The organism is Embleya australiensis (assembly GCF_051903075.1).
Lineage (GTDB): Bacteria > Actinomycetota > Actinomycetes > Streptomycetales > Streptomycetaceae > Embleya.
Window position 1 is genome coordinate 3,872,277 of sequence record NZ_CP182423.1, and the last position, 19,615, is coordinate 3,891,891.

The following is a 19,615-nucleotide window of genomic DNA, read 5'->3' on the forward strand; positions in this document are numbered from 1 at the left end:
CGAGAGGTGAATCCCGTGGCAGCCAAGTTCGAGGTGTACACCGACAAGAACGACAAGTTCAGGTTCCGACTCAAGGCGGGCAACGGCGAGATCATAGCCACCGGCGAGGCATACGAGACCAAGGACGCCTGCCTCAAGGGCGTCGAATCGGTCAAGACCAACGCGCCCGACGCCAGGATCGAGTCATTCGACGCGTGATCCTGCCGGGCCCGTCGCCGACGAGGGCGACGGGCCCGGGCCCGTCGGCGGTAGGCCCCGGCGCGCGGTCGCCTGCCCGTTCCCTACGATCCGGCCCCCGGGGACGGAGCGGTGACGACTCACCGAAACCGTCCGGGGTTGGAGCCCGACGCAGCCCCGGCGCCCTGGGAGCCGAGAGGGACGAACTCCTCGCTCTCGCGCATCGCGGGCGACAGCGAGGCTGGTGGCAGGAACACGCGGGCGCCGTCGGCGATCCTCTCGTCGACTGTCTCAGCCTGGAACAGGACGCGAACCACGTCGGCGTCTTGGGGAGCCCTGCTGATCCCCGGCTCCTGCAGATCCGCGAGTACGCCGGCGCCGTCTTCAGGGCCGGCCGTACCCGGGAGACCGAAGAACAGGTCGACACCTTCGTCGACGTCCGCATGCGACGCCAACACATCCTCCGCGAAGGCGGCCCGAGCCTATGGGCGGTGGCCATCGAGGGAGTCCTGCGCCAACAGGTCGGCGACCCGACGTGACCCGGGCCCGGATCCGACACCTGTTGGACGCCGGCGCCACACAACCGAACGTCTCCCCGCAGGTCCTGCCGTACGTCGAACCGGTATCGCAGAATGGCCCGCAGGTTCCCGATGACACCTATCCCGCCTGCCGGACGAGCATCGCCCGCGTTCGTCGGATCCGCGTTCCACCATGTCGATGTCGTCACTCGAGCCGAGGGAGAACGTCGTGGGAACCCGGAGAACTCCCGTGCCCCCGACCGACATCGCACCCCTGTCCTCGTCGAACGACGCCGCGCCGAAGCCGCCGACAACCGTGAGCGAAGGTCCCGGAAGGCGCGCATGTCCGGATCGTTGTCGAGGTAACGGCCTTCGAAGGCTCGGTTGCCGCAGGCCACGGTTTCGTCGTCGGCGTCGAATGCCGTGTCGTCGAGCCGTTTCAGAAATACCGCGCGAGTCGGTGGGCGCGCCGCGCCCACGGCTGTTGCGGTGTCGTTCTCGCCCGCCGCGGCGGCCGGATGATCGAGGATCGCGGCGAACCGCGCGACGGGCGCGGTGGCTTCGTAGATGGTGTTCTGGTGCCCGATCAGCGCTTCCTCCGGGCGGTGGTCAGGGGTGCGCGGTGCCGGCGCCTCCGGTGCGGATGGTGTCGATCATCGCGCGGACGGCGGGGATGTCCGCGCCACGGGCACTGACGCTCACGAGGTGTTTCCCGTCGGCCCATATGCACGACGCGTGGGGGCGTTGTGGTGTGGTCCCGGCGCCGGAGGCGGGTCGGGCGGGTGACGAATCGCAGCCGATCCTGCCGCCGTTCGCGGATTCGAGGACGTGTCGATCGCCGGGTTCCGCCGGGTTGTCGGCCCGGTCCTTCTCGGCGCCGTCGGCGATCCTCGCGAACCAGTCCAGCGGTGAGGTGTGCCCTCGTTCGGCGGTGATCACCACGATGCGGTCGGACTCGGTCGCGTCCTTGCCGCTCGGGGCGGCGTAGGTGTAGTAGCCGCCCTGTGGGTCCCGCAGATCCGTGTAGCCGAGGAATTCCATCTCCTCCCGAAGGATCGTCACGGCCTCCTGGTCGCCCGCGCCGTCCAGGCGCCGCTGCGGGTCGGCGCCCCGCCCCTCCGCCGCGATCCGGGTGGCGCCCGCGAGAACGGGCGGGAGGTCGGCGAGCGCACCGGAGCCGGATCCGACCCCGGCCGACCCGTCGGGTCGTACACCGTTCCCCCCGGAATCCCCTCCACAAGCGACCAACGACAGACCGAGCACGAGAACGGCCGGAGCCACGAGGGCGAGACCTGCCGAACGGGACACACGCACGAAACCAACCTCCGAGACCGAGCACCACCGGAACTGCGACTGCCCCTCAACGTAGGCGCGTTCGCCGGTCCACCACCCGAGTACGCGTACTCAATCGCACCCCGACCGGAACCAACACCCCACAGGCCGAGGTGCTCACGACACCGACGCCGGGCGTCTCGCCGGGGCGGATCCGGCACCCCCAGCCGCACGTCCTCCGGCCACCCGTAGAACGCGGTCACCGACTTCACGTGGGCGCGCGGGACTTCCAGGCGCCCGACCCGGACCCGGTGCGCCGGACCGCGCTCACCGCGATCGCCGACGCCTGCCCGCGCGCGTGCTTCGGCCGAGACCCATTCGCCACCGCCCCGCCCCGCTCGGCCCGTGGTCCTCGGCCGCGTGGATCAGGTGCCGTTGTGCCACGTCACCGGCCATGAGCCGGATGCCACGCCTCACCCACGACGAGGACAACCGGTGCCGCGTTGCATCCGGCGACGAGTTCGCCGCGGTCCCGGGCGTGCCTGTTCGCGAGCCGGTTCCCCAGCGGGTGGCCGTCGACCACGGTATCGGCCGCAGTGGCCGACGCGCCGTGCTCGACGGTGGATACGGCGCGCTGTGATGTCGGGCCCGGGGACGGGCAGCGGGGGTGGGTTCCGGGCGGTGACATGAATGGGGTGATACCGGTTGTGTGTTGCCGATTCGTTGTGTGATCCGCGGCGTCGGTTCGTCGAACATGCCCTCGGGATGGGGCTGTTCCGCGCATGATCGACGGATGCGCGCTCGTGGGGGGCGCGGCGGATGCGTCCGGTGGAGCCGTGACGGGCGTGAAGTGGGGATGATGGGGGACATGACGGCGTGGTCGTGGGCCGCGGCGCGCGTTCGGACGGCGGTGGTGCTCGCGGTGATCGTGGCCGTGGTCGCCGGATGCACGTCGGGCGGCGGAGGCGATGGCGACGGCAAGGGCTCCGTCGAGGAGGCCAACCCCCAAGGGGGCGTGTCCGTTTCGGCACCCGCCAAGGCGTTCAAGGGGGCTTCGCCGGTCCTGCGCCTGAGTACCGTCGACGACGCGCCGCCGCCGAGGGGCGCGTACAAGCTCTTCGGCAAGCCCACCAGGATCGAGGTACGGGGCGGCGAACTCGCCAAGGGACGGGCCGTGGTGACCCTGGACTATCCGGCCGAGGCGACGCCGCAACAGGTCGAGAACCTGCGGGTGTTGCGCTACGAGGGCAACGAATGGCAGGCCCTGACGCCGGAACACGTGGACACGGCACGGCATCGGGTCTCGGTGGGCACGGACCGCTTCTCGCTCTGGGGAATCGGATGAGTTGCGCGAGGTAGGAGGCGAGCAGGCGGCCCGGGGCCGGTGTGGGCCGGCAGGAGGCTCGTGCGCCATCTCGGCTGCGACGCCGTCCACCTCGTCGGCCACGACATCGGCGGCATGGTTGCGTGCGCCTTCGCCGCCAACCATCCCGACGCGACCCGCCGCATTGCGCTGCCGGACATCGCGTCCCCGGACGACCGGTTTCCCGTCCATGGAGGGGTGCCCCGTTGTCGGTGACCCGCCGCAAGCGCGCGAGGACGCCGCGCGGCGGTTGCCGACGGTCGTCGACCGTCCCGCCTGAGGGCACGTGAGTGCAATCGTCGACCGCCCACCAAACGCGCCCGCCCGCCCGCACGCGTGCGGGCGTCCCGACGTCCGGCATCCGCCGGAACTCGCACGGTGTCCGTGTGAGCCAGGCAGGCGGCTCAGCCGCGATGGGCGCGGATGAGGTCGCGATACCAGGCGAAGGACGCCTTCGGGGTGCGGACCTGGGTGTCGTGGTCGACGTGGACGAGGCCGAAGCGCTGGTGGAAACCTTCGGCCCATTCGAAGTTGTCCAGCAGGGTCCAGGTGAAGTAGCCGCGGACGTCCACGCCTTGGGCCACAGCGGCGTCGACTGCCCGGAGATGGCTGTCCAGGTAGTCGATGCGGTCTGGGTCGGGCACGCTGCCGTCCGCGGTGACTACGTCCTCGACCGAACAGCCGTTCTCGGTGATGTAGACCGGCGGGAGCGTGGGGTAGCGCTCCTTGAGACCGACGAGCAGTTCGCGCAGGCCGTCGGGGACCACGGGCCAGTCGAAGGCGGTGCGGCGGTAGCTCTCGATGGGGGCCTCTTCGAACGGCAGACCCTCGGACGTCGGAGCCTGGATCCGGGTCGGGTTGTAGTAGTTGATGCCGAGCGCGTCCAAAGGAGCCGAGACGAGTTCGAGATCACCGTCCCGGACGGAGCCGCCGAGGGTGGCGTCGGCGCCGTAGGCCGACAGGTCGGGGTAGGCGCCGGTGAGGATCGGGTCGTTGAACAGGCGGTTGTGCAGGTTGTCGTACGCCTGGGCGGCGGCGCGATCGGCGGGGGCGTCCGAGGCGGGCCAGACCGGGGTGCAGTTGTTGGCGATCATCACCTGGAGGCCGCGTGCGCGCAGTTCCCTCAGCGCCAAACCGTGGCCGAGCAACTGGTGGTGGGCGACCGGCAGGCACTCGAGAAACAGGGTACGGCCCGGCGCGTGGGTGCCGAGGCCGTAGCCCCAGACCATGTGGATGAACGGCTCGTTGAGTGTGATCCACTTCCGCACGCGGTCGCCCAGCCTGTCGGCCACGGTGGCGGAATACTCGGCGAAGCGGTGCGCGGTGTCGCGGTTGAGCCAGCCGCCGTCGTCCTCCAGGGCCTGCGGGAGGTCCCAGTGGAACAGGGTCGGGACGGGCTCCACGCCGCGCGCGAGCAGGCCGTCGACCAAGCGGTCGTAGAAGTCCAGGCCTCGGAGGTTGACTTCCCCCCTGCCGGTCGGCTGGATCCGGGGCCAGGCGATCGAGAAGCGGTAACCGGTGAGGCCCACCTCGGCCATCAGCGCGAGGTCCTCCTCGTACCGGTGGTAGTGGTCGCAGGCCACGTCACCGGTGTGCCCATCGCGGATCGTGCCGGGGCGGGCGGTGAAGGTGTCCCACACCGAGGGACCGCGGCCGTCTTCCTTGGTGGCACCCTCGATCTGGTACGACGCCGTCGAGGCGCCCCAGACGAAGTCCGCGGGCAGATGGTCCAGTGCCATGTCCGACCTCCTAAAACATGAGTCGTACTCATGTTAATCCTCGCCAGTGGGATGATGGAAGCGTGAACCAAGATCGCACCGCGGGCACGATGCGCCGCCGCCCCGTCCAAAGGCGCAGCGCCGAACGATTCAAACGGCTGTTGGACGCCTGCGCCGAACTCCTGGACGAGGTCGGCTACATCGCGCTGACCACCAAGGAGGTGGCCCGCAGAGCCGAGGTGCCCATCGGCACCCTGTACCAGTTCTTCTCCGACAAGGAGGGGTTGATCGGCGCGCTCGCCGCCCGCAACCTGGACACCTTCCTCGAACGGGTCTCGGCTCGACTGGAGCACGAGAGGCCCGAAGACGTCTCGGGCATCGTGGAGGTGACCGTCGACGAATTCGTCACCATGCGCCGGACGATCACCGGTTTCGGCGTGGTCGACTTCGGCGCGGAGGGTCGGGACCACACCCTCGATCCGGCCCTGGACAACAACACCGCGGTCGCCGGGCGGCTGCGGGGACTGACCGCGGCCCTGACCGGAGCCCGGGACGACACCGAACTGGAGATCGTCGTCCGAGTGGCCCTGGAGTGTGCGGACAGCGTGTTGAAACTGGCCTTCCGCGCCGATCCGCAGGGCGACCCCCGGCTGATCGCCGAGTGCAAACGAGTCCTCGACAGCTATCTGAACGACCACATGCGGTCGCTGACAACGGGTGGGTGACCAACGGGCTCCGCTGCCACAGGACACGAACGCGGTTGCCTCGACCGCACGAAACCGGCCTTCCTTCGCAGCGTGTGGCTAGCGGACACTTCGAACCTTCCAGACCAGTGCCCCGCCCAGCGCGGACATCGCCGCCGAACAGAGGAACAACGAACGATAGCCCCCCAGTTGGCCGAGAACGACCGAAGCGATCGGGGGAACCAGCACGTACGGCAGGGAGGTCATCAGGTTGGCCAGGGCCATGTCCTTGCCCCGATCCGCCGAGGCCGGGAGCACTTCGGTGACCAGGGCGGTGTCGACGGCCAGGTACACGCCGTAGCCCAGACCCAGGATTACGGCCGCGACCAACGTCATGGCCCAGGTGGGCGACAGGGCGAGCGGGACGGCGGCGACGGCCATCGTGAGGCCGCCGAGGAAGACCAGTATCCGGCGCTTGCCCAGCTTGTCGGAAAGCCAGCCACTGACGACGACCGTCGAAATCGTGGCCAGGCAATTGACGCCGATCACGATGAGCAGGCCGTCGTCGGTGGATCGGCCGGGGAAGAGTCGCTCGTAGTGCAGGACGTCGTCCAGGAAATACGGCATGTAGAGCGTGCCCAGGCCGTAGCCCAGGCCCATGATGAACCGGGAGCCCATCGCCCAGACGAAGTCGGGATGCTCACGCGGGCTGATCCGGTAGCCGTCCAGGAAGGTGCGCAGCGAGAAGGGCTCGCGGTGGTCACCGGGCAGCGGTGGGTCCCTCATGACGACCGCGAACAGCATGATCAGCAGCGGGAACGCGGCCATCAGCGTGTATTGCGCGGGAAACCCGGCGACGAGACCGAGCATCAGCCCGCCCGCGATCATGCCGCCCGCCTGCGGGACCGTGGCCCAACCCAGCACCACGCCGCGTTGCGCGACCGGGACTCGGTCGGGGACCACGGGGGCGAGCCCGGCGCCGATGATCATGAAGCCGAAGGACAGCATGAAAGCGCCGAACGCGACCCCGGCGACCGTCGTTTGCAGGCCGGTGAAGACCAGCGCCGCCATGCAGGTCAGCGAGCCCGCGACCATCCACGGTCGGCGGCGGCCGAACCGGCCGGTGGTGCGGTCGCACAGGGCTCCGGCCAGCGGCGCGACGGCGATGCCCGAGATCGCGCCCATCATGCTGACCCAGGCGTAGCTGTCGACCTTTCCGGCCGGGTCGATCCGGGCGATCTGGTCGGGCATCAGGAATGTGGTCGGCACCAGCATCGGGACGTACATCCCGACGTTGGCCAGGACGAACATGACGACCCAGCCGGGGCCGACCTTGCGGGTCGGTTCGGCGAGGGCCTCGGGCCGCCCGGGGGCGAGGGTCATCGGGACACTCTCCGCAGGTGGACGAGTTCGCTCGTACAGTCGAAGGACAGCAGCGGCGGGAGGCCGTGGCCGAGCAGAACGGCGCCTTCGTGCACGGCGCCGGTGCTCTCGTCCCGGTAGCGGGCGTTCGGATCGAGGCCCTTGAGCCTGGTACGGGAGGCCGAGCGGTTCAGCGCGGACGGCTGGAATTGGAATACGACGACCTCGTCCTCGGTGAGGAACTGCACGGCATGGCGCCCCAGGCGGTACTGGACGCCGCCGTGCACGACGGGACGGATCCGCTTGTACTGTTCGACCAGCATTCGGGACCAGGCCAGATCCTCCTCGCTCCACTTCCGCAGGTCGCCACCGATGCCCATCGCCCCGGCCATCGAGACGTGGAAGCGGTACCGGATCGAGGTCGAGCGGGCGGTGAAGCTGTTCGGGCTGTCGGTGACCCAGGCGCCCATGGTCCGGGCGGGCAGCATCTGACAGTGTCCGTGCTGGATCTCGATCCGGTCGGCGGCGTCGGTGTTGTCGGACGTCCAGACCTGGTCGGCGCGGGCCAGCACACCCAGGTCGGCCCGCCCGCCGCCGCCCGCGCACGACTCCAGGTACAGACCGGGACGGGCGGCGCGCAGCCGGTCCATCACCTCGTAGACGCCGCGCGTGTGTTCGACCCAGACCCGGTCGGGATCCGCGGCCCCGGGCTGCCCGGCCTCACTGAACGGCCGGTTCATGTCCCATTTGAGGAAGACGACGTCCAACTCGGTGACGGTCCGCACCAGCCATTCGACCGCCCATTCACGGACGTCATGGCGGGCGAAGTTCAGCACGTGCTGGTTACGGCTCCGAGTGCGGGGTCGGCCGTCCTGGCACAGGATCCAGTCGGGGTGCGCACGGAACAGGTCGCTGTCGGGGTTGACCGCCTCGGGCTCGACCCACAGGCCGAAGCCCATGCCCAGCGCGCGGACGTGGTCGGCGAGCGGACCCAGACCGTCGGGGAAGCGGTCCGGGTTGGGCCACCAGTCGCCGAGCCCGGCCATGTCGCTGGTACGGGCGCCGAACCAGGCGTCGTCCACCACGAAAATCTCGACGCCGATACCGGCGGCGAGATCGGCCAGTTCGCTCTGCTGCTTCTCGGTGATGTCGAACTCGGTGGCCTCCCACGAGTTGTAGATCAGCGGGCGTTCGGCCGGACGGGCGGGCAGCACCTGCCTTTCCGTATAGGCGTGCCAGCGGCGGCTGGTGCCGCCGAAGCCGTCAGGGGCGTAGAGGCCGGTGAAGACGGGGGTCTCCAGGCTCTCGCCGGGGAGCAGTTTCCAGAGCAAACCCTCGTGGCCGAAACCACCGGTCCAGGAGGTGCGGCCGTAGGGGTTGCGGCGCAGGGTGATCCGGCGGCTGCCGCTCCAGGCCAACGCCGCGCTCCAGACCTCGCCGTGCTCCTCCGCCGCGTCGTGCGCGTCGAGCATCAGCCAGGGGCCGGCGTGCTGTCCCGTGATGCCGAGGCGGCTGGTGAACACGATCTCGCCGACCGGCACCCGGTCGCGCCGGAGTTGGAACTCCCGCCCCCACTCTCCCACCACATGGCTGACCCGATAGTCGTCGCGGGCGGGCAGCGTCCAGGCGGCGGAGTCGAAGCGCAGGACGTGAACGGGCTCGTGCGCGGTGAGGACGGCCCAGCGTTCGATCTGGTCATGGCCGTCCCGGATCCGGTAGTGCAGATCGAGGCCGAGGGAACGGACGCGGTCGGTGAAGGAGAGCGTGAGCAGGCCGTCCTCGGCCGTGTGCGAGACGAAGCGCCACTGGAAGCCGCGGACGCCGTCGTCGAAGCGGACCGTCAGCGACGGCACCCCGAACCGCAGGCCACCCTCGACCGCGTACTCCTCGCCGCCGGGGTCGTCGCCGCCGGGGTCCTCGGTGGGCAGGTCGGCCGCGATCACGACGGCCTGCTCCAGGGACAGCGGCCGGCCCCAGTACACGTGCCGGGGGACGTCGTCGGCGTCCAGGACGAAGGCGTAGGAGGTGCCGGGCGTGCTCAGCAGCCAGAGGCGGGCCGCAGGGTGGTGAGTGATCATACGGAACCCTTAAATATGAGTGGCACTCATGTTTCGCTCCACATGGTAGGCACGCGTGCCCACCAAGCCAACCCACTGCCGGGAGTCGGGGAGTGCGCGCTCACTCGTATCCGCAGCGAAAGCCCCGTCGGCGGTACGCCGCGACCACTCCTGTCGGAAGAGGCACAGAAACACCTGAGAGCAGAAATGAGCCGGATTCACGAGCGAATACACAACTATGCGGGGCGATTCCTGCTTGATCGACACTCAGGGGCATTGACGTTGGTGAGTTCGCGCATCCATAACGGGAGCCTGTCCACTCGGTCACCACGAGCACGGTTCGGGCCCTTCGGCGTCGAGGTAGGCGGCGACCTCGCGGGTGAGACGAGCGCGGGCGGTGTTCTGCACCTGGCCGGAGCCACTGCGGCCGCCGACCTCGCGCAGGAGTTCGGTCCTGCGGCGCACCGCCTCGACGTCGCCGGGGCCGATGCGGGTGCCGATCTGTGCGGCGGCGCGGTCGGCGCGGTCGGCGAGTTCGGCCCAGTCGAGGACGCCCCAGACCGTGGCCAGGGTCCCATTGATCACTGTTCGGCGGTCGTTCCAACGCCCGCCCCGGCCTCCGGACTTCGGCAGATGGGGCGAAAGTCGCGCCCACTCGTCATTCTTCAGATCGCCCAGCCCTACGAACCGAACAGTGGCCCCCACGCGGAGGTGCGTTCCTCAAAGGGTGTACAAGAACCGTCGCCGTAATGTGCGGGTCGGTGGGGCGGGTCTTCCCCATTTCCAGGGTTTGGCGCGTGTGTTGAGTTGGTTGGTCGCGAGGGTCGTGGCCTGGGCAATCTCGTCGGGGTTGGAAAACGAGTGGCCTGCCGGTGCCGCCTTGCGGAAGATGCGCCACCAACCTTCCTGGAGGTTCAACCAGCAGGCTCCGACCGGGATGAAGACATGTTGGATCCTGGGGTGGTCGACGAGCCATTCCCGGGTGGAAAGGCTGTTGTGGGTAGAGAGGTTGTCGGTGACGACCACGATGTCGCCGGTGGGGTTGGCGTTCTCGACGAGTTGGAGGAACCGCTGGTAGAAGTCGCTGTTGCGCGACGACGCGGTCATCGTGACCTCGACTCCGTCGCGGACCCGCAGGCCTCCGTAGATCCAGGTCTTCTCCGGTCCGCGGCCGTAGTCGAGGTCGTTCTTGATGCGGTGTCCGTCCGGCGACCAACCCGGCGCCGGCGGGAACGCGCGTGGGATCACCGGGCCGAGTTCGTCGGCGCACACGACCGTGACGCCTTCGGGTGGGCTGGTGTAGAGCTCGACGATCCTCGTCCTTTGCCCGCGAAGTCCGGGTCCCGCAACCGGACCCACGAACGGGTGCGGCGCCACCGGACCCCCTCGGCGAGCAGGATCCTGCGGACCTGCGAACGGCTCACACGGATGCCCAGCCGCTCGGCCTCGGCGGCCAGGGCGTCCAACGTCCACTCGGGCGGCCCGGACTCGTCCGCCGCCCACAGGTCACCGCCCGGCCGGGTTTCCAAGCGGCCGGGCGGGGCCGCCTTCACCATGGCCACGACCCGGGAGCGCTCCGCCTCGGTGATCCGCCGTTTGCGACCGCACCCGGGCCGGTCGCCGAGACCTTCCAGGCCGTGTTCGTTGAACCGGTGCAGCCACCGCCGCACCGTCTTCGCGTCGCACCCCGCCCGAGCGGCCGCCCGCGGCACACGCCGACCTTCCCAGCTCAGCGCGACGATCCGGGCGCGGAGAATCCAGTCGGCAGGCGCGTGACGAGCCCCGGCCAGCCTCAGGATCCTCTTCTTCTCGTCCTCGTCCACGGGTTGACGGGCCATCAGAAACTTCGGCATCACACTCGCCCCCGAGCAGCCGAAACACCACTATTAGGACTTCGTTAGGTCTGGATGGGTTTTTGGTGTCTTCGGGTGTTGGTTGGAAGTGGTCGGTGGCAGGTGGTGCAGGTTCCGGTCCAGCAGTTCAGGAGGGATTGGATCGCGTCGACGACCTGGTAGAGGGTGAGGCCCTCGTGGGTGCTTTTGGGGAGAGTCGTTGTTCCGTCAGGAAGGCGTGGGCGGCGGTGACCAGGGTGACGTGGTGGTGCCATCCGGTCCAGGATCGGCCCTCGAAGTGGTCCAGTCCCAGGCCGTGTTTCATCTCGCGGTAGTCGTGCTCGATCCGCCACCGGATCTTCGCCAACCGCACCACCTCCGCCGTCGACGTCTCCTCCGGCAGGTCGAACAACCAGTAATCGGTGGGGTGTTCGGCCCCGTCGGGCCATTGGACCAACAGGCCCGCCTCGGGCAGGACACCGTCCCACGCCCGGCCGTCGGCCCCGGCCGCCTCGCGGGCCAGGCGGCCCACCGTCCTGCCGGCCGGTCGCACCCGCAGCCGCAGGAACCGCGAGCGCATCGGGCCGCGCGAGCCGTGCCGCCAGGTGACGTCGGCGAAGGCGTCACGGCCGTGCGCCGCCGCGAGCGCGGCCACGCCCACGGCCGCCTCGCGATACCGCGCCGCCGACGGGCGGACCGTCCCCGACCACGCCCCGCCCCCGCCCCCGCGAGCGTCGTGGGGACCGCGCAGACGGGATGGACGACGGCGTCGGCGCGGATCGCGACCACGTGGTCGAGCCCGCGTTCCGTCAGTCCGGCCCGGAACAGCGCGTTCTGCCCGTAGGCGGCGTCCGCCACCACCACCGGCGGACGCATCCCCCACGCCGCGGCCTCGTCCAGGGCGTCCAGGGCGAGCTGCCACTTCTCCCGGTGTCGCACCACGTCCGGAACCCCCGTCCGCCGACGCCGGTCCGCGTCCGCATCCCACTCCGGGGGCAGGAACAGCCGCCACTGGATCGGACACGACGCGCTGTCGGAGACCGCGTGCACACTCACCGCGACCCGGCAGTTCGCCTGCTTGCCCAACGCGCCGCAATACTGCGGCGCGACCCCCACGGACATGCGCCCGTCCTTGGGAAAGGACACGTCGTCGACCGCCCACGCGTCCGCACGCACCAACGGGAGCAACCGCTCGGCGATCCGCCGCCGCACCGGCACCGGATCCCACGTCGACGCGCTCACGAACTGCTGCAGATTCTGCGTGTTCCCGTCCGGCAACCGCGACGCCATCGCGTCGAACGGACCGCTCCCTCCGGAGACGTCACCGGCTACACCGTCTCCCTGCCCGGCGATCGCAACGCGGCAGGCAAGGCCATCCGGTTCGGCGGCGGAAGGCTCGCCCCCGACCTCTCGCTGCCCCGCATCCGGGCGCGCCTCGCCAACGGCGGAACCGACGACCCGCCCGCCGGACCACTGCCCGCACGCCCCCGCCCGGCCCGAATACGTCGTGAGGCGACGCTCGTCGTGGAGGACACCCTCCTCGTCCTGACCGAGGGCGACGACAACGTCGCCGCCGCCCACCTGGAAGACGTCGGTGCCCTCCTCGACGCCCTGTCCACAACGTCCGTGGCGGACACGTACGCCCAACTGCGTTCGCCGGAAGCCCACTTCGAACGCGTGAGTCGCAGCCACATCCGTGCCGCCCGGGCCGACCACCAGGCCCTGCGGCGTATCGCTCACGATGTGATCCACGCCGGCACGACCACCGGACGCGGCGAGGAGGGTGGGGCAACCGCGATGGTGCTGTGCACCCTGGTCGCCGTCGCCATGGCCGCCGCACGCTGGCACTCTACCCGCGGGCATGCCCAACAAGCCGCAGCAGCCCGCGTCAGCGCCGAACACCTACGAGCCGCATACGTTGCCGCAGCGGCCCGTCCCATGCGCGCCATGCGCACCGCAGGCCCCGCCCTGCCCGCACGGGCACGTCAACACCACACCGTCGCCCTGGAGGCAGTCCTCCCGGAAGCGGTCGCGCGTCTCCTGGACGACGCGGCACGCGCCGGCCTATCCGTAACCCTCGACCAGGCGCTGCACGCCGGCCACGATCCGCACGCTCTCCTACGGAAAGCCGTCGACGAACGCGAACTCTCGACCGTCGACGACGTCGCCGGCGTCCTGATCTGGCGCCTACGACGTGTGGGAAACCTGCCCACCACAATTCCGCACCGACGCTGCCCGACACCAAGTCGCACCACCACCGCCAACACGGCGCAGACCCCCGCGACCGAGAACGAAAGACTCGAGATGAGGCGGCACCCCACCCGGCGCTGAAGTACGGGAGATCCGCGGGCAGGGCCTCCGGCGCCGAAAGCCCGCGACGACGACGGCGACTGCTTGAGCCGAACCTCAAAACACCGCTGATCTGCATAAACGTCCATTGCCGCGTGCTCCTCGACACTCCGGACTTCCTCCACGGGGTGGTCCATGGTGAAGTCCCCGACACGAGGAGCACCTTGCAACGACCCGAGCCCGAGCCCGACCCCGACCGGTGGAGCGCGGACGCCGCACCAGACTTCGCCTTCGGCGACCAGATCCCCAACCTGCACCCCCTGCCGCATGCCGGCGACTACGACGCCGCAGACGTGGTCCACTGCACCGAACACCCCGACGAGCTGCGTGTCACCGGCATACCGGTGCGCTGCCTCTCCTGTGGCGCCCGCCGCGACTGGCTCGTCGTGCGCCAGGGCACCACCGGCTGGGTCCGCTGCCGCTGCGCGCACCAATGGCTCGAACCCGACCTCGTCCCCGACGACTTCGACAACTTCGCAGCAGGCCCCCGGACGCTTCTGGGGAACGTACGAGGAGGCCGTCGTCTCCCTCGGCTTCGACGGACCTTCACGGGCATGTACCTCTGACCACGACTCGGCCCGGCGCGCCGTCCGGTTGCTGCGCTGGGCGGCCCCGCGCGAACGAAATGAACCCACGCGCGGGCGCCGCCGGGCTGCAGCCAGAACACTTACACAGCCCGGACACATCCGATCACCCGGTATACCGCTCGACGAAGCATTCGAATTCAGCCCGTCCGGCCCACCCGACATCGAGAACTCGCCGCGCCGCGTCAGCTGCGTTCGCCGCCGGTGACGACGAAGTCCCGGGGCGGGCAGCGTTCGGACCGGTCGGCGGGAGAGTCGAGATCCTCGATCGCCCCGTCGGGCCGTCGGTCGAGGACGGCGGCGATCGCGGCGAAACCGGCGTCCAGGGCCGGACCGGGGCCTCGACGATCCAGGCGGAGGAGGGTGCAGGTCGCGGCCGGGGTCGGCGGGAAGTGGTCGAGGCAGGTGTCGACGACGCCGTCCGGGAGCCGGCACAGGTTGGTCCAGTCGCCGCCGAGGCCGAACTCCGCGCACATACACAGCTTCACCTCACCGTCGGCGAAACCTCGGCCTGCGGATCATCGCGGGTCGGGACTTCCGTGTGTCCCCGAGGGGTGCGCCCGTTCGCCGCCGGCTCCCAATCGGCTCCGGAACGGCTCAGATTCGAACGTCGTCGAATCGTTCGACAGCGGACCGGTCGCGGCGGTTTTCTGGAACGGGTCGGAAGCACTCGCCGGGTGGCCGGAAAGCGTCGGTGCTTGGTGCGGCGAACAGGGAGCTTCCGCCCGTATTCACTGTTGATTCCGTGGCATTCACGAAGGAGCAGCACATTATGGCGCGAAATCGCACTCGTCGCGCTGCCGCCCTTGTGGTCGGTGGCGTGGTTCTCGTCGGCGGCGGCATCGTCGCGGCGGGGCCGGCCAGTGCTCAGGTCAAGCCCATCGACTGTGTGATAGCCGACGGCAGGGGCGTGACCATCTACAGCGGGAACCCGAACAGTTACCGAGCGGTGGCGTGCTACGGCTACACGGGGAGCGCGCCCAACGCGCTCTCCGTCCGGCTCGCCCACACCTCGGCGGTGGGATCGGGTGGGAACACCGGCTACGTCAACTACTGGACGAGCAACTACGAGGACCGGCAGGTTCGGATGATTCCGCACGCGATCGCGCCCTACATCGATCGCGACTCGACCACCTACGGCGTCGTCATCTGGAGCTGATCCGTCAGTCGTCGCGGGCGCCGAGGCGGCCTCGCCGCTCGGCGCCCGCGGCTGTCCGTACCGGCACTCTCGAGATGGTTCTGACATGAGACGAATGGTGGTCGGAATACCGGCCCTGGTGTTGTCGGCGGCGCTGGCGGGATGCGGATCGGGTGGGTCCGACGCCGGGTCGGACCCGGCTCGGCGGGCATTGCCGCCCGTCGGGGCGGTACCGACCATCACCTCGGTGGACGAGATCACCCGGCCGATCGATCGATATCTGGTCACGCCGGAGGAGGTCGGGTCGATACAGAACGCGGCGAATATCGTCAACGAGAAATGCATGAAGGAATTCGGATTGCCAGGCATACCCACCGGGCTGTCCGGATTCGACGCGAAGGCCATGCGGTTCGAGAAGACGCACAGTCCGCTGTACGGGTTCTTCGATCCGGCCGGCGCGGCGGTGAACGGATACGACCGGGTACTCGGCGAGGCCGACCCGGGCCCGCGCCGGGCCGCGCCGGCGGCGGAGGTGCTGGCGGTGGAGCATGGGACGGATGCCGCCGGGGCGCCGGTGACGAGCTACGCCGGCCGGACCGTGCCCCCCGGCGGGTGCAAGGGGGAGAGTGTGCGTCGGACGGGTGGCACGCTGCCGATGCCCGATCCGCCGACGTTGCCGGATCGCGGGCCGCACTCGGCCGTGGACGATCCGAGGGTGGTGGCGGCGTACCGGGCGTGGAGTTCGTGCATGAAGGCCGCGGGCTACCACTACGCCACGCCGGACGACGCGCTCACCGATCCGAACCTGGTCCCCCCGACGGGCGGGCCGGACGCCGGGCGGCACTCGGCGGTCGAGGTGGCGCACGCGACGGCCGATGTCCGGTGCAAGACGTCGACCAACCTGGTCGGGATCGCCGTCGCCGTGCAGTCCGCCTACGACGACCTCTACATCGAGGGCCACCGCGACGCGCTGCGGGACTACCACGATCGGCTCACGGCCCGGCTCGCCGACGCCCGCCGCATCATCGCCGAGGCGGCAGGCGCCTGACGGCTCAGCGACTGCCCAGGGCGGAGACGCCGTCGCGGGTGAGGGCCGAGGCGCGGCGACGGAAGGCGTCCTCGCGGGCCGCCTGTTCCGGGTGGCGGGAGCGCCAGTACGGGTTGTCGTGCGGCAGATGGCCGCTGACCCGTCCGTACAGGCCGAACGTCATCACCAGCAGGCCGACCACGAAGCTGAAGATGATGTTCGGCATCTTGAAGGACAGGTAGTTGATGTCCGGGGGTACCGATCAGTTGCGGGTGGCGGCGCGCAGGAGGTCGGCGGCGTGGCGGGCGAGGCGGTCCAGGGTCGCGGGGGGCAGGGTGGCGTCGTCGGCGAGGGGTGTGACGACGATGCCGGCGAGGTTGGGTCCGACACGGACGAGGATCGTGTCCGCGGTTTTGGGTCCGTCGTGTTCGACGATCATGCGCACGCCGAGCGTTTCGTCCCCGAGGGCGGGTGTGGGGAGTGTGGCGAAACGGACGGTGGTGCCCTCGTAGGGCAGGGGGATCCCGGTGCAACCGGCGAGCAGGGCGCGGGACTTGGCCAACTGGAGTGCGGCGCTGTCGCCGTCGTACACCTGGACGGAGGCGGCCAGCCGCAGCCCGTTGACGCTCTCGAATTCCCGTCGCGCGCCCAGGGCGACGGTGATCGCACCGGCCGGTGCGCCCGCCAGGGCGCGGTCGCATCCCGCGTCGCCGCTGCCGCCCGAGTACGATTCGGACGCGGGCTTGGACCCGGTGTCGGTGAGGGAGCCAACGCTCCATCCGGGTCCGACGTCGTCCGCGGTCAACACCGCACGCCGCGCCCGCTCCTGTGTCAGCGGGCCCGCCGCGCCGGGGGATGGGGGAGCGGCGCGGTTGTGGTCCATGGTGGAGTCGACGCCGGGCCGTCCCTCCATCGCGGCGACGACGGCGAAGCGACCGTCGGGGCTGCGGAGTTTGACGCGGAAGGACTCGGGGAGTTGCTCGGCGGTCATGGCGGCGACGAGTGCGGGGTTGTTCGCGTTCTGCGCGCGGAACAGCTCCCACGCCTGCTGCCGGCTCTCGTAGTAGACGCGCTCGACCTGCGGCATGGCCTTGAGCGCGTCGACGATCTCCTGGCGCTGTGCGCTGGTGACCGGACCGCCGTAACAGCCTCCCTTGGGTACTGCGGCCTGGCACAGGAACACCGCCAGGTCCGCTTTGTCGGCCCAGTAGTCGACGCCCGGCGGCGGCAACTTGGTCCCGCCGGTCTCGGTGGCGTCGTCGTCGTCCGGTTCGGCGGAGCCGGCCGGTGCGGAGGATTTGACGGCGGCGCGTTTCGGGGACGGTTTGTCGTCCCCGCCGGAACACCCCGCGACCGCCGTGATCGCCATGAGCGTGGCCGCGCACCCGATGCTGATCCTGCCCGCGTGTGATGCGCGAAGTTTCGTCATGTTCATCCCCCGGTCGTGAACGTGCCTGGTACCGAGCGTAGTTGGCGTCTCTCTCATCGGATACGACCGATTCGCCGAAGCCGGCGCCGTCGACGCGGGGTGGCAGGCGCCAGGTGTTCGCGGGGGTGAAGACGATCCCCCCGGGAGGCATGCCCCCGGCCTGGCCACGTCCTCCGCCCTCGCGCACGAGTCGGGTGCCATCACCCGCGAACGCTGCGGTGGCAACCTCACCGCCTGGATGACCCCCGCCTTGGATCACGCCGTGCCGCCCGTCCGGGTCTTCGCCGCGTTTCTCGGAACGACCCTTTCGACCCTGCGACGGACGGCACGGTACTCGAAGTCGCCAGGCGCGAGGCTCGGTTGGGAACTCGTCAGCGTATTCGCCGGGGGCGATTGTTGCTGGTGGTCTGCGGGTGCGCGCAGTGGGGTGTGCGACGCTCCAGGCATCAGTGTTGCGTCGATTCTCGCGGTGGCCTGTCGGCGGTACGGCTTCGATTCGGACGCGGCGGAGGTGATCCGCATGGGGGAGAACGCCCTGTATCGATGTCCCGGTGGTGTGGTCGTGCGTATCGCGCGTGCCGGTCAACAGGCCTCGGCCGTCCGGGAGATACGGGTGGCGCGCTGGCTCGCGTCGCACGGGATGCCGGCGGTCGCGGCGCTGGAATGGTCCTGACGCCCCCACTTGCGAGGCGGGCACACCTTGTGCGGACACGAACCCGGGCCCGGTCGGCGACGACTCGCGAACCGACGTGCCTCGGCCGGGGCGACGACCCCGGACCCCGGCGGCGGAGTCGAGCGCTGCGACGTGGGCGATGGGGACCCCGCCCGGACCAGCCGGAGGGGCTCACGACAGCCGGGCGTCAGGGCTCGGTGCGCCGGACCCCGCGTGCGCAGGCCTTCACGGTCGTGGCCTCGGCGTCGAGGAAGAGTGTGAACGCCCAGGCCCGATCCGCGGTCACGATCGTGCCCAGGCGCAGCGCCCGACGTCCCTCGTGTTCGAGGATGGTGACCGTTTCGGCGAGGCCGCGTGTCGCGAGGTGGCGCCCGCGGGTGTGTCGGAGCCGGAGGCGGTAGGTGCGCAGGAGTCGATGGGCTGGGATTGTGCCAGCCCACACCTCGAACGTGCCCCCGGACAAAAGGGCTTGGCGTGCGGGGCTGCAAGCAGGTGTTTGCCCGGCGAGCATCCCGGCGAGGTCCCGGCGCCTCACGTGCGGGCCGTGTCGATGCCGATGCCGATGCCGAGGGCGGCTCGGGTGGCGGTCAGCCGTCGCCGGGACTCGGTGATCCATCCCGGGCCCATGTCGAGCGGTACGGACACGACGATCCCGGTGTCGGGGCCGTCGTGGATCTCGACCACGTAGGGGTCGTCGGCGATCAAGCGCAGGTACGCGGTGCGGCCCGACCGGGGCCAGTCGGCGGCGAACGGCTCGTAGGAGTCCGCGTGCTCGGCTTCCTTCAGGGTATCCAGGATCACCTCCCGGTCTGCCAGATCCGCGGTGTCGAACCCCAAGTGGACCGCGCCGCCCATGAAGTCGCTGGTGACGACGACGTCCGCCTCAAGGAACCGCACACCGGGGCCCGACGGGGTGTGTTCGCTCGGGCGCAGTCGAACCGCGACGCTCTGGCCGAGGTCGGCCAACCGGATCACGACGATCGCATCCTGCCCTGTGTTCGCGTCCATGCTCGGGAACCTACGGCACGCGCGCGAGAACCGATGCGATGGGTGCTCTTCCCGGTTCCCGACGTCGAGGTCGAAGTTTCTGCTCGCCCCGTGAGTTCAGCGCTGGTTCTCACCCGAGCCGTGCGCGACGGTCCGGCACCGGGGCGCTGTACACCGGTGCACGCGAGCAGGTGCCGCCGGCGCGGTATCCCGCCGACGCGGGAGCCGACGTCCCGTCGGTTCAGGCGGCGCGGACGAGGTCGAGGAGTTCGGGAACGCCTTCGACGGTGTGGTGAAGGGCGAAGGCGGGGGCGAGTTCGCGGACGAGGGCCACGCATCGGGGCGCGCCGATGCGGCGGGCGAGGGTGAGGGTGGTAAGCGAGGTCGGACAGGATCCCGGCGCCGAGGTCGTGGTCGGCGCCGGCGTGGGCGCTGTGGAGCCCGGC

Annotated in this window: 24 protein-coding genes and 1 pseudogene; 11 read left to right on the forward strand and 14 right to left on the reverse strand. The window is 70.1% G+C overall.

The window, feature by feature from the left end; genetic code table 11:
- The first annotated feature begins 15 nt into the window (after positions 1-15).
- Together ACMXN5_RS47120 and ACMXN5_RS47125 are read left to right on the forward strand one after the other, a co-directional pair.
- Positions 16-198 carry a YegP family protein gene (locus ACMXN5_RS47120; protein WP_439681038.1) on the forward strand — a complete coding sequence of 61 codons (183 nt, stop codon included), beginning with the start codon at positions 16-18 and terminating at the stop codon, positions 196-198.
- Positions 195-716 (forward strand): Scr1 family TA system antitoxin-like transcriptional regulator, encoded by a 522-nt coding sequence (locus tag ACMXN5_RS47125; RefSeq protein ID WP_439681039.1) that lies wholly within the window; start codon positions 195-197, stop codon positions 714-716. The genes ACMXN5_RS47120 and ACMXN5_RS47125 overlap by 4 nt, the downstream gene beginning before the upstream one ends.
- 588 nt (positions 717-1,304) lie before the next feature.
- Here ACMXN5_RS47125 and ACMXN5_RS47130 read toward each other — a convergent pair.
- Entirely contained in the window at positions 1,305-2,009 is a 705-nt protein-coding gene (locus tag ACMXN5_RS47130) for a hypothetical protein (protein WP_439681040.1), read from the reverse strand.
- A gap of 412 nt (positions 2,010-2,421) precedes the next feature.
- Here ACMXN5_RS47130 and ACMXN5_RS47135 point away from each other — a divergent pair, with 412 nt between their 5' ends.
- From ACMXN5_RS47135 to ACMXN5_RS47145, 3 genes are all read left to right on the forward strand, one after another.
- Positions 2,422-2,607 (forward strand): hypothetical protein, encoded by a 186-nt coding sequence (locus ACMXN5_RS47135; RefSeq protein ID WP_439681041.1) that lies wholly within the window; start codon positions 2,422-2,424, stop codon positions 2,605-2,607.
- Between the two features lie 228 nt (positions 2,608-2,835).
- On the forward strand, positions 2,836-3,312 hold the full coding sequence (locus tag ACMXN5_RS47140; RefSeq protein WP_439681042.1) for a hypothetical protein: 477 nt from the start codon (positions 2,836-2,838) through the stop codon (positions 3,310-3,312).
- A gap of 60 nt (positions 3,313-3,372) precedes the next feature.
- Positions 3,373-3,546: an alpha/beta fold hydrolase gene (locus tag ACMXN5_RS47145; RefSeq protein ID WP_439681043.1), complete on the forward strand. Its 174-nt coding sequence runs from the start codon at positions 3,373-3,375 to the stop codon at positions 3,544-3,546.
- Positions 3,547-3,734: 188 nt separating this feature from the next.
- Here ACMXN5_RS47145 and ACMXN5_RS47150 read toward each other — a convergent pair whose 3' ends face one another.
- A complete protein-coding gene (locus ACMXN5_RS47150; RefSeq protein WP_439681044.1) occupies positions 3,735-5,069 on the reverse strand; it encodes a GH1 family beta-glucosidase in 1,335 nt (444 codons plus the stop codon).
- A gap of 62 nt (positions 5,070-5,131) precedes the next feature.
- On the opposite strand from ACMXN5_RS47150, the gene ACMXN5_RS47155 reads away from it, so the two are divergent.
- Positions 5,132-5,773 (forward strand): TetR family transcriptional regulator, encoded by a 642-nt coding sequence (locus tag ACMXN5_RS47155; RefSeq protein WP_439681045.1) that lies wholly within the window; start codon positions 5,132-5,134, stop codon positions 5,771-5,773.
- Positions 5,774-5,851: 78 nt separating this feature from the next.
- Here ACMXN5_RS47155 and ACMXN5_RS47160 read toward each other — a convergent pair whose 3' ends face one another.
- From ACMXN5_RS47160 to ACMXN5_RS47190, 7 genes are all read right to left on the reverse strand, one after another.
- Positions 5,852-7,114, reverse strand: a complete 1,263-nt coding sequence (locus ACMXN5_RS47160; protein WP_439681046.1) for an MFS transporter — start codon at positions 7,112-7,114, stop codon at positions 5,852-5,854.
- Positions 7,111-9,171: an alpha-galactosidase gene (locus tag ACMXN5_RS47165; RefSeq protein ID WP_439681047.1), complete on the reverse strand. Its 2,061-nt coding sequence runs from the start codon at positions 9,169-9,171 to the stop codon at positions 7,111-7,113. Before ACMXN5_RS47165 ends, ACMXN5_RS47160 begins: the two co-directional genes overlap by 4 nt.
- Positions 9,172-9,474: 303 nt before the next feature.
- On the reverse strand, positions 9,475-9,735 hold the full coding sequence (locus ACMXN5_RS47170; RefSeq protein ID WP_439681048.1) for a hypothetical protein: 261 nt from the start codon (positions 9,733-9,735) through the stop codon (positions 9,475-9,477).
- A 135-nt stretch (positions 9,736-9,870) separates the two neighbouring features.
- On the reverse strand, positions 9,871-10,422 hold the full coding sequence (locus tag ACMXN5_RS47175) for a transposase (RefSeq protein ID WP_439681049.1): 552 nt from the start codon (positions 10,420-10,422) through the stop codon (positions 9,871-9,873).
- Positions 10,395-11,003, reverse strand: a complete 609-nt coding sequence (locus ACMXN5_RS47180; protein WP_439681050.1) for a helix-turn-helix domain-containing protein — start codon at positions 11,001-11,003, stop codon at positions 10,395-10,397. Before ACMXN5_RS47180 ends, ACMXN5_RS47175 begins: the two co-directional genes overlap by 28 nt.
- Before the next feature lie 127 nt (positions 11,004-11,130).
- Entirely contained in the window at positions 11,131-11,358 is a 228-nt protein-coding gene (locus ACMXN5_RS47185; protein ID WP_439681051.1) for a transposase, read from the reverse strand.
- Complete coding sequence (locus ACMXN5_RS47190; protein ID WP_439681432.1) at positions 11,304-12,845, reverse strand: IS701 family transposase; 1,542 nt, start codon at positions 12,843-12,845, stop codon at positions 11,304-11,306. Before ACMXN5_RS47190 ends, ACMXN5_RS47185 begins: the two co-directional genes overlap by 55 nt.
- Before the next feature lie 84 nt (positions 12,846-12,929).
- Here ACMXN5_RS47190 and ACMXN5_RS47195 point away from each other — a divergent pair, with 84 nt between their 5' ends.
- Entirely contained in the window at positions 12,930-13,313 is a 384-nt protein-coding gene (locus tag ACMXN5_RS47195; RefSeq protein ID WP_439681052.1) for a hypothetical protein, read from the forward strand.
- Between the two features lie 182 nt (positions 13,314-13,495).
- Positions 13,496-13,897, forward strand: coding sequence for a hypothetical protein (locus tag ACMXN5_RS47200; RefSeq protein WP_439681053.1), 402 nt, complete (start codon positions 13,496-13,498; stop codon positions 13,895-13,897).
- Between the two features lie 203 nt (positions 13,898-14,100).
- On the opposite strand, the gene ACMXN5_RS47205 is transcribed toward ACMXN5_RS47200, so the two are convergent.
- Positions 14,101-14,391, reverse strand: coding sequence for a hypothetical protein (locus ACMXN5_RS47205; protein WP_439681054.1), 291 nt, complete (start codon positions 14,389-14,391; stop codon positions 14,101-14,103).
- A 344-nt stretch (positions 14,392-14,735) separates the two neighbouring features.
- On the opposite strand from ACMXN5_RS47205, the gene ACMXN5_RS47210 reads away from it, so the two are divergent.
- Both ACMXN5_RS47210 and ACMXN5_RS47215 read left to right on the forward strand, forming a co-directional pair.
- Positions 14,736-15,074 carry a hypothetical protein gene (locus ACMXN5_RS47210; protein WP_439681055.1) on the forward strand — a complete coding sequence of 113 codons (339 nt, stop codon included), beginning with the start codon at positions 14,736-14,738 and terminating at the stop codon, positions 15,072-15,074.
- Between the two features lie 85 nt (positions 15,075-15,159).
- The gene (locus tag ACMXN5_RS47215) at positions 15,160-16,101 is read left to right on the forward strand and encodes a hypothetical protein (protein WP_439681056.1); all 942 of its coding nucleotides are present in this window, start codon (positions 15,160-15,162) and stop codon (positions 16,099-16,101) included.
- 4 nt (positions 16,102-16,105) lie between these two features.
- Here ACMXN5_RS47215 and ACMXN5_RS47220 read toward each other — a convergent pair.
- Both ACMXN5_RS47220 and ACMXN5_RS47225 read right to left on the reverse strand, forming a co-directional pair.
- Positions 16,106-16,324 (reverse strand): annotated as a pseudogene (locus ACMXN5_RS47220) (DUF4383 domain-containing protein); the annotation flags it as partial.
- A gap of 18 nt (positions 16,325-16,342) precedes the next feature.
- Positions 16,343-17,509, reverse strand: a complete 1,167-nt coding sequence (locus ACMXN5_RS47225; RefSeq protein WP_439681057.1) for a permease-like cell division protein FtsX — start codon at positions 17,507-17,509, stop codon at positions 16,343-16,345.
- A gap of 238 nt (positions 17,510-17,747) precedes the next feature.
- Between ACMXN5_RS47225 and ACMXN5_RS47230 the strand changes: the two genes are divergently transcribed.
- Complete coding sequence (locus tag ACMXN5_RS47230; RefSeq protein WP_439681058.1) at positions 17,748-18,182, forward strand: hypothetical protein; 435 nt, start codon at positions 17,748-17,750, stop codon at positions 18,180-18,182.
- Positions 18,183-18,369: 187 nt separating this feature from the next.
- Here ACMXN5_RS47230 and ACMXN5_RS47235 read toward each other — a convergent pair whose 3' ends face one another.
- Positions 18,370-18,624 (reverse strand): hypothetical protein, encoded by a 255-nt coding sequence (locus tag ACMXN5_RS47235; RefSeq protein WP_439681059.1) that lies wholly within the window; start codon positions 18,622-18,624, stop codon positions 18,370-18,372.
- 89 nt (positions 18,625-18,713) lie between these two features.
- Entirely contained in the window at positions 18,714-19,190 is a 477-nt protein-coding gene (locus ACMXN5_RS47240; protein ID WP_439681060.1) for a DUF5959 family protein, read from the reverse strand.
- Positions 19,191-19,615: the final 425 nt, after the last annotated feature.

Excerpts from the sequence above, each read along its gene's own strand:
- ACMXN5_RS47135 (WP_439681041.1), top strand. The coding sequence starts at position 2,422 with ATGAGCCGGATGCCACGCCTCACCCACGACGAGGACAACCGGTGCCGC.
- ACMXN5_RS47140 (WP_439681042.1), top strand. The coding sequence starts at position 2,836 with ATGACGGCGTGGTCGTGGGCCGCGGCGCGCGTTCGGACGGCGGTGGTG.
- ACMXN5_RS47150 (WP_439681044.1), bottom strand. The coding sequence starts at position 5,069 with ATGGCACTGGACCATCTGCCCGCGGACTTCGTCTGGGGCGCCTCGACG.
- ACMXN5_RS47160 (WP_439681046.1), bottom strand. The coding sequence starts at position 7,114 with ATGACCCTCGCCCCCGGGCGGCCCGAGGCCCTCGCCGAACCGACCCGC.
- ACMXN5_RS47165 (WP_439681047.1), bottom strand. The coding sequence starts at position 9,171 with ATGATCACTCACCACCCTGCGGCCCGCCTCTGGCTGCTGAGCACGCCC.
- ACMXN5_RS47180 (WP_439681050.1), bottom strand. The coding sequence starts at position 11,003 with ATGCCGAAGTTTCTGATGGCCCGTCAACCCGTGGACGAGGACGAGAAG.
- ACMXN5_RS47190 (WP_439681432.1), bottom strand. The coding sequence starts at position 12,845 with ATGCCCGCGGGTAGAGTGCCAGCGTGCGGCGGCCATGGCGACGGCGAC.
- ACMXN5_RS47195 (WP_439681052.1), top strand. The coding sequence starts at position 12,930 with ATGCGCACCGCAGGCCCCGCCCTGCCCGCACGGGCACGTCAACACCAC.
- ACMXN5_RS47205 (WP_439681054.1), bottom strand. The coding sequence starts at position 14,391 with ATGTGCGCGGAGTTCGGCCTCGGCGGCGACTGGACCAACCTGTGCCGG.
- ACMXN5_RS47215 (WP_439681056.1), top strand. The coding sequence starts at position 15,160 with ATGAGACGAATGGTGGTCGGAATACCGGCCCTGGTGTTGTCGGCGGCG.
- ACMXN5_RS47225 (WP_439681057.1), bottom strand. The coding sequence starts at position 17,509 with ATGACGAAACTTCGCGCATCACACGCGGGCAGGATCAGCATCGGGTGC.
- ACMXN5_RS47230 (WP_439681058.1), top strand. The coding sequence starts at position 17,748 with ATGACCCCCGCCTTGGATCACGCCGTGCCGCCCGTCCGGGTCTTCGCC.
- ACMXN5_RS47240 (WP_439681060.1), bottom strand. The coding sequence starts at position 19,190 with ATGGACGCGAACACAGGGCAGGATGCGATCGTCGTGATCCGGTTGGCC.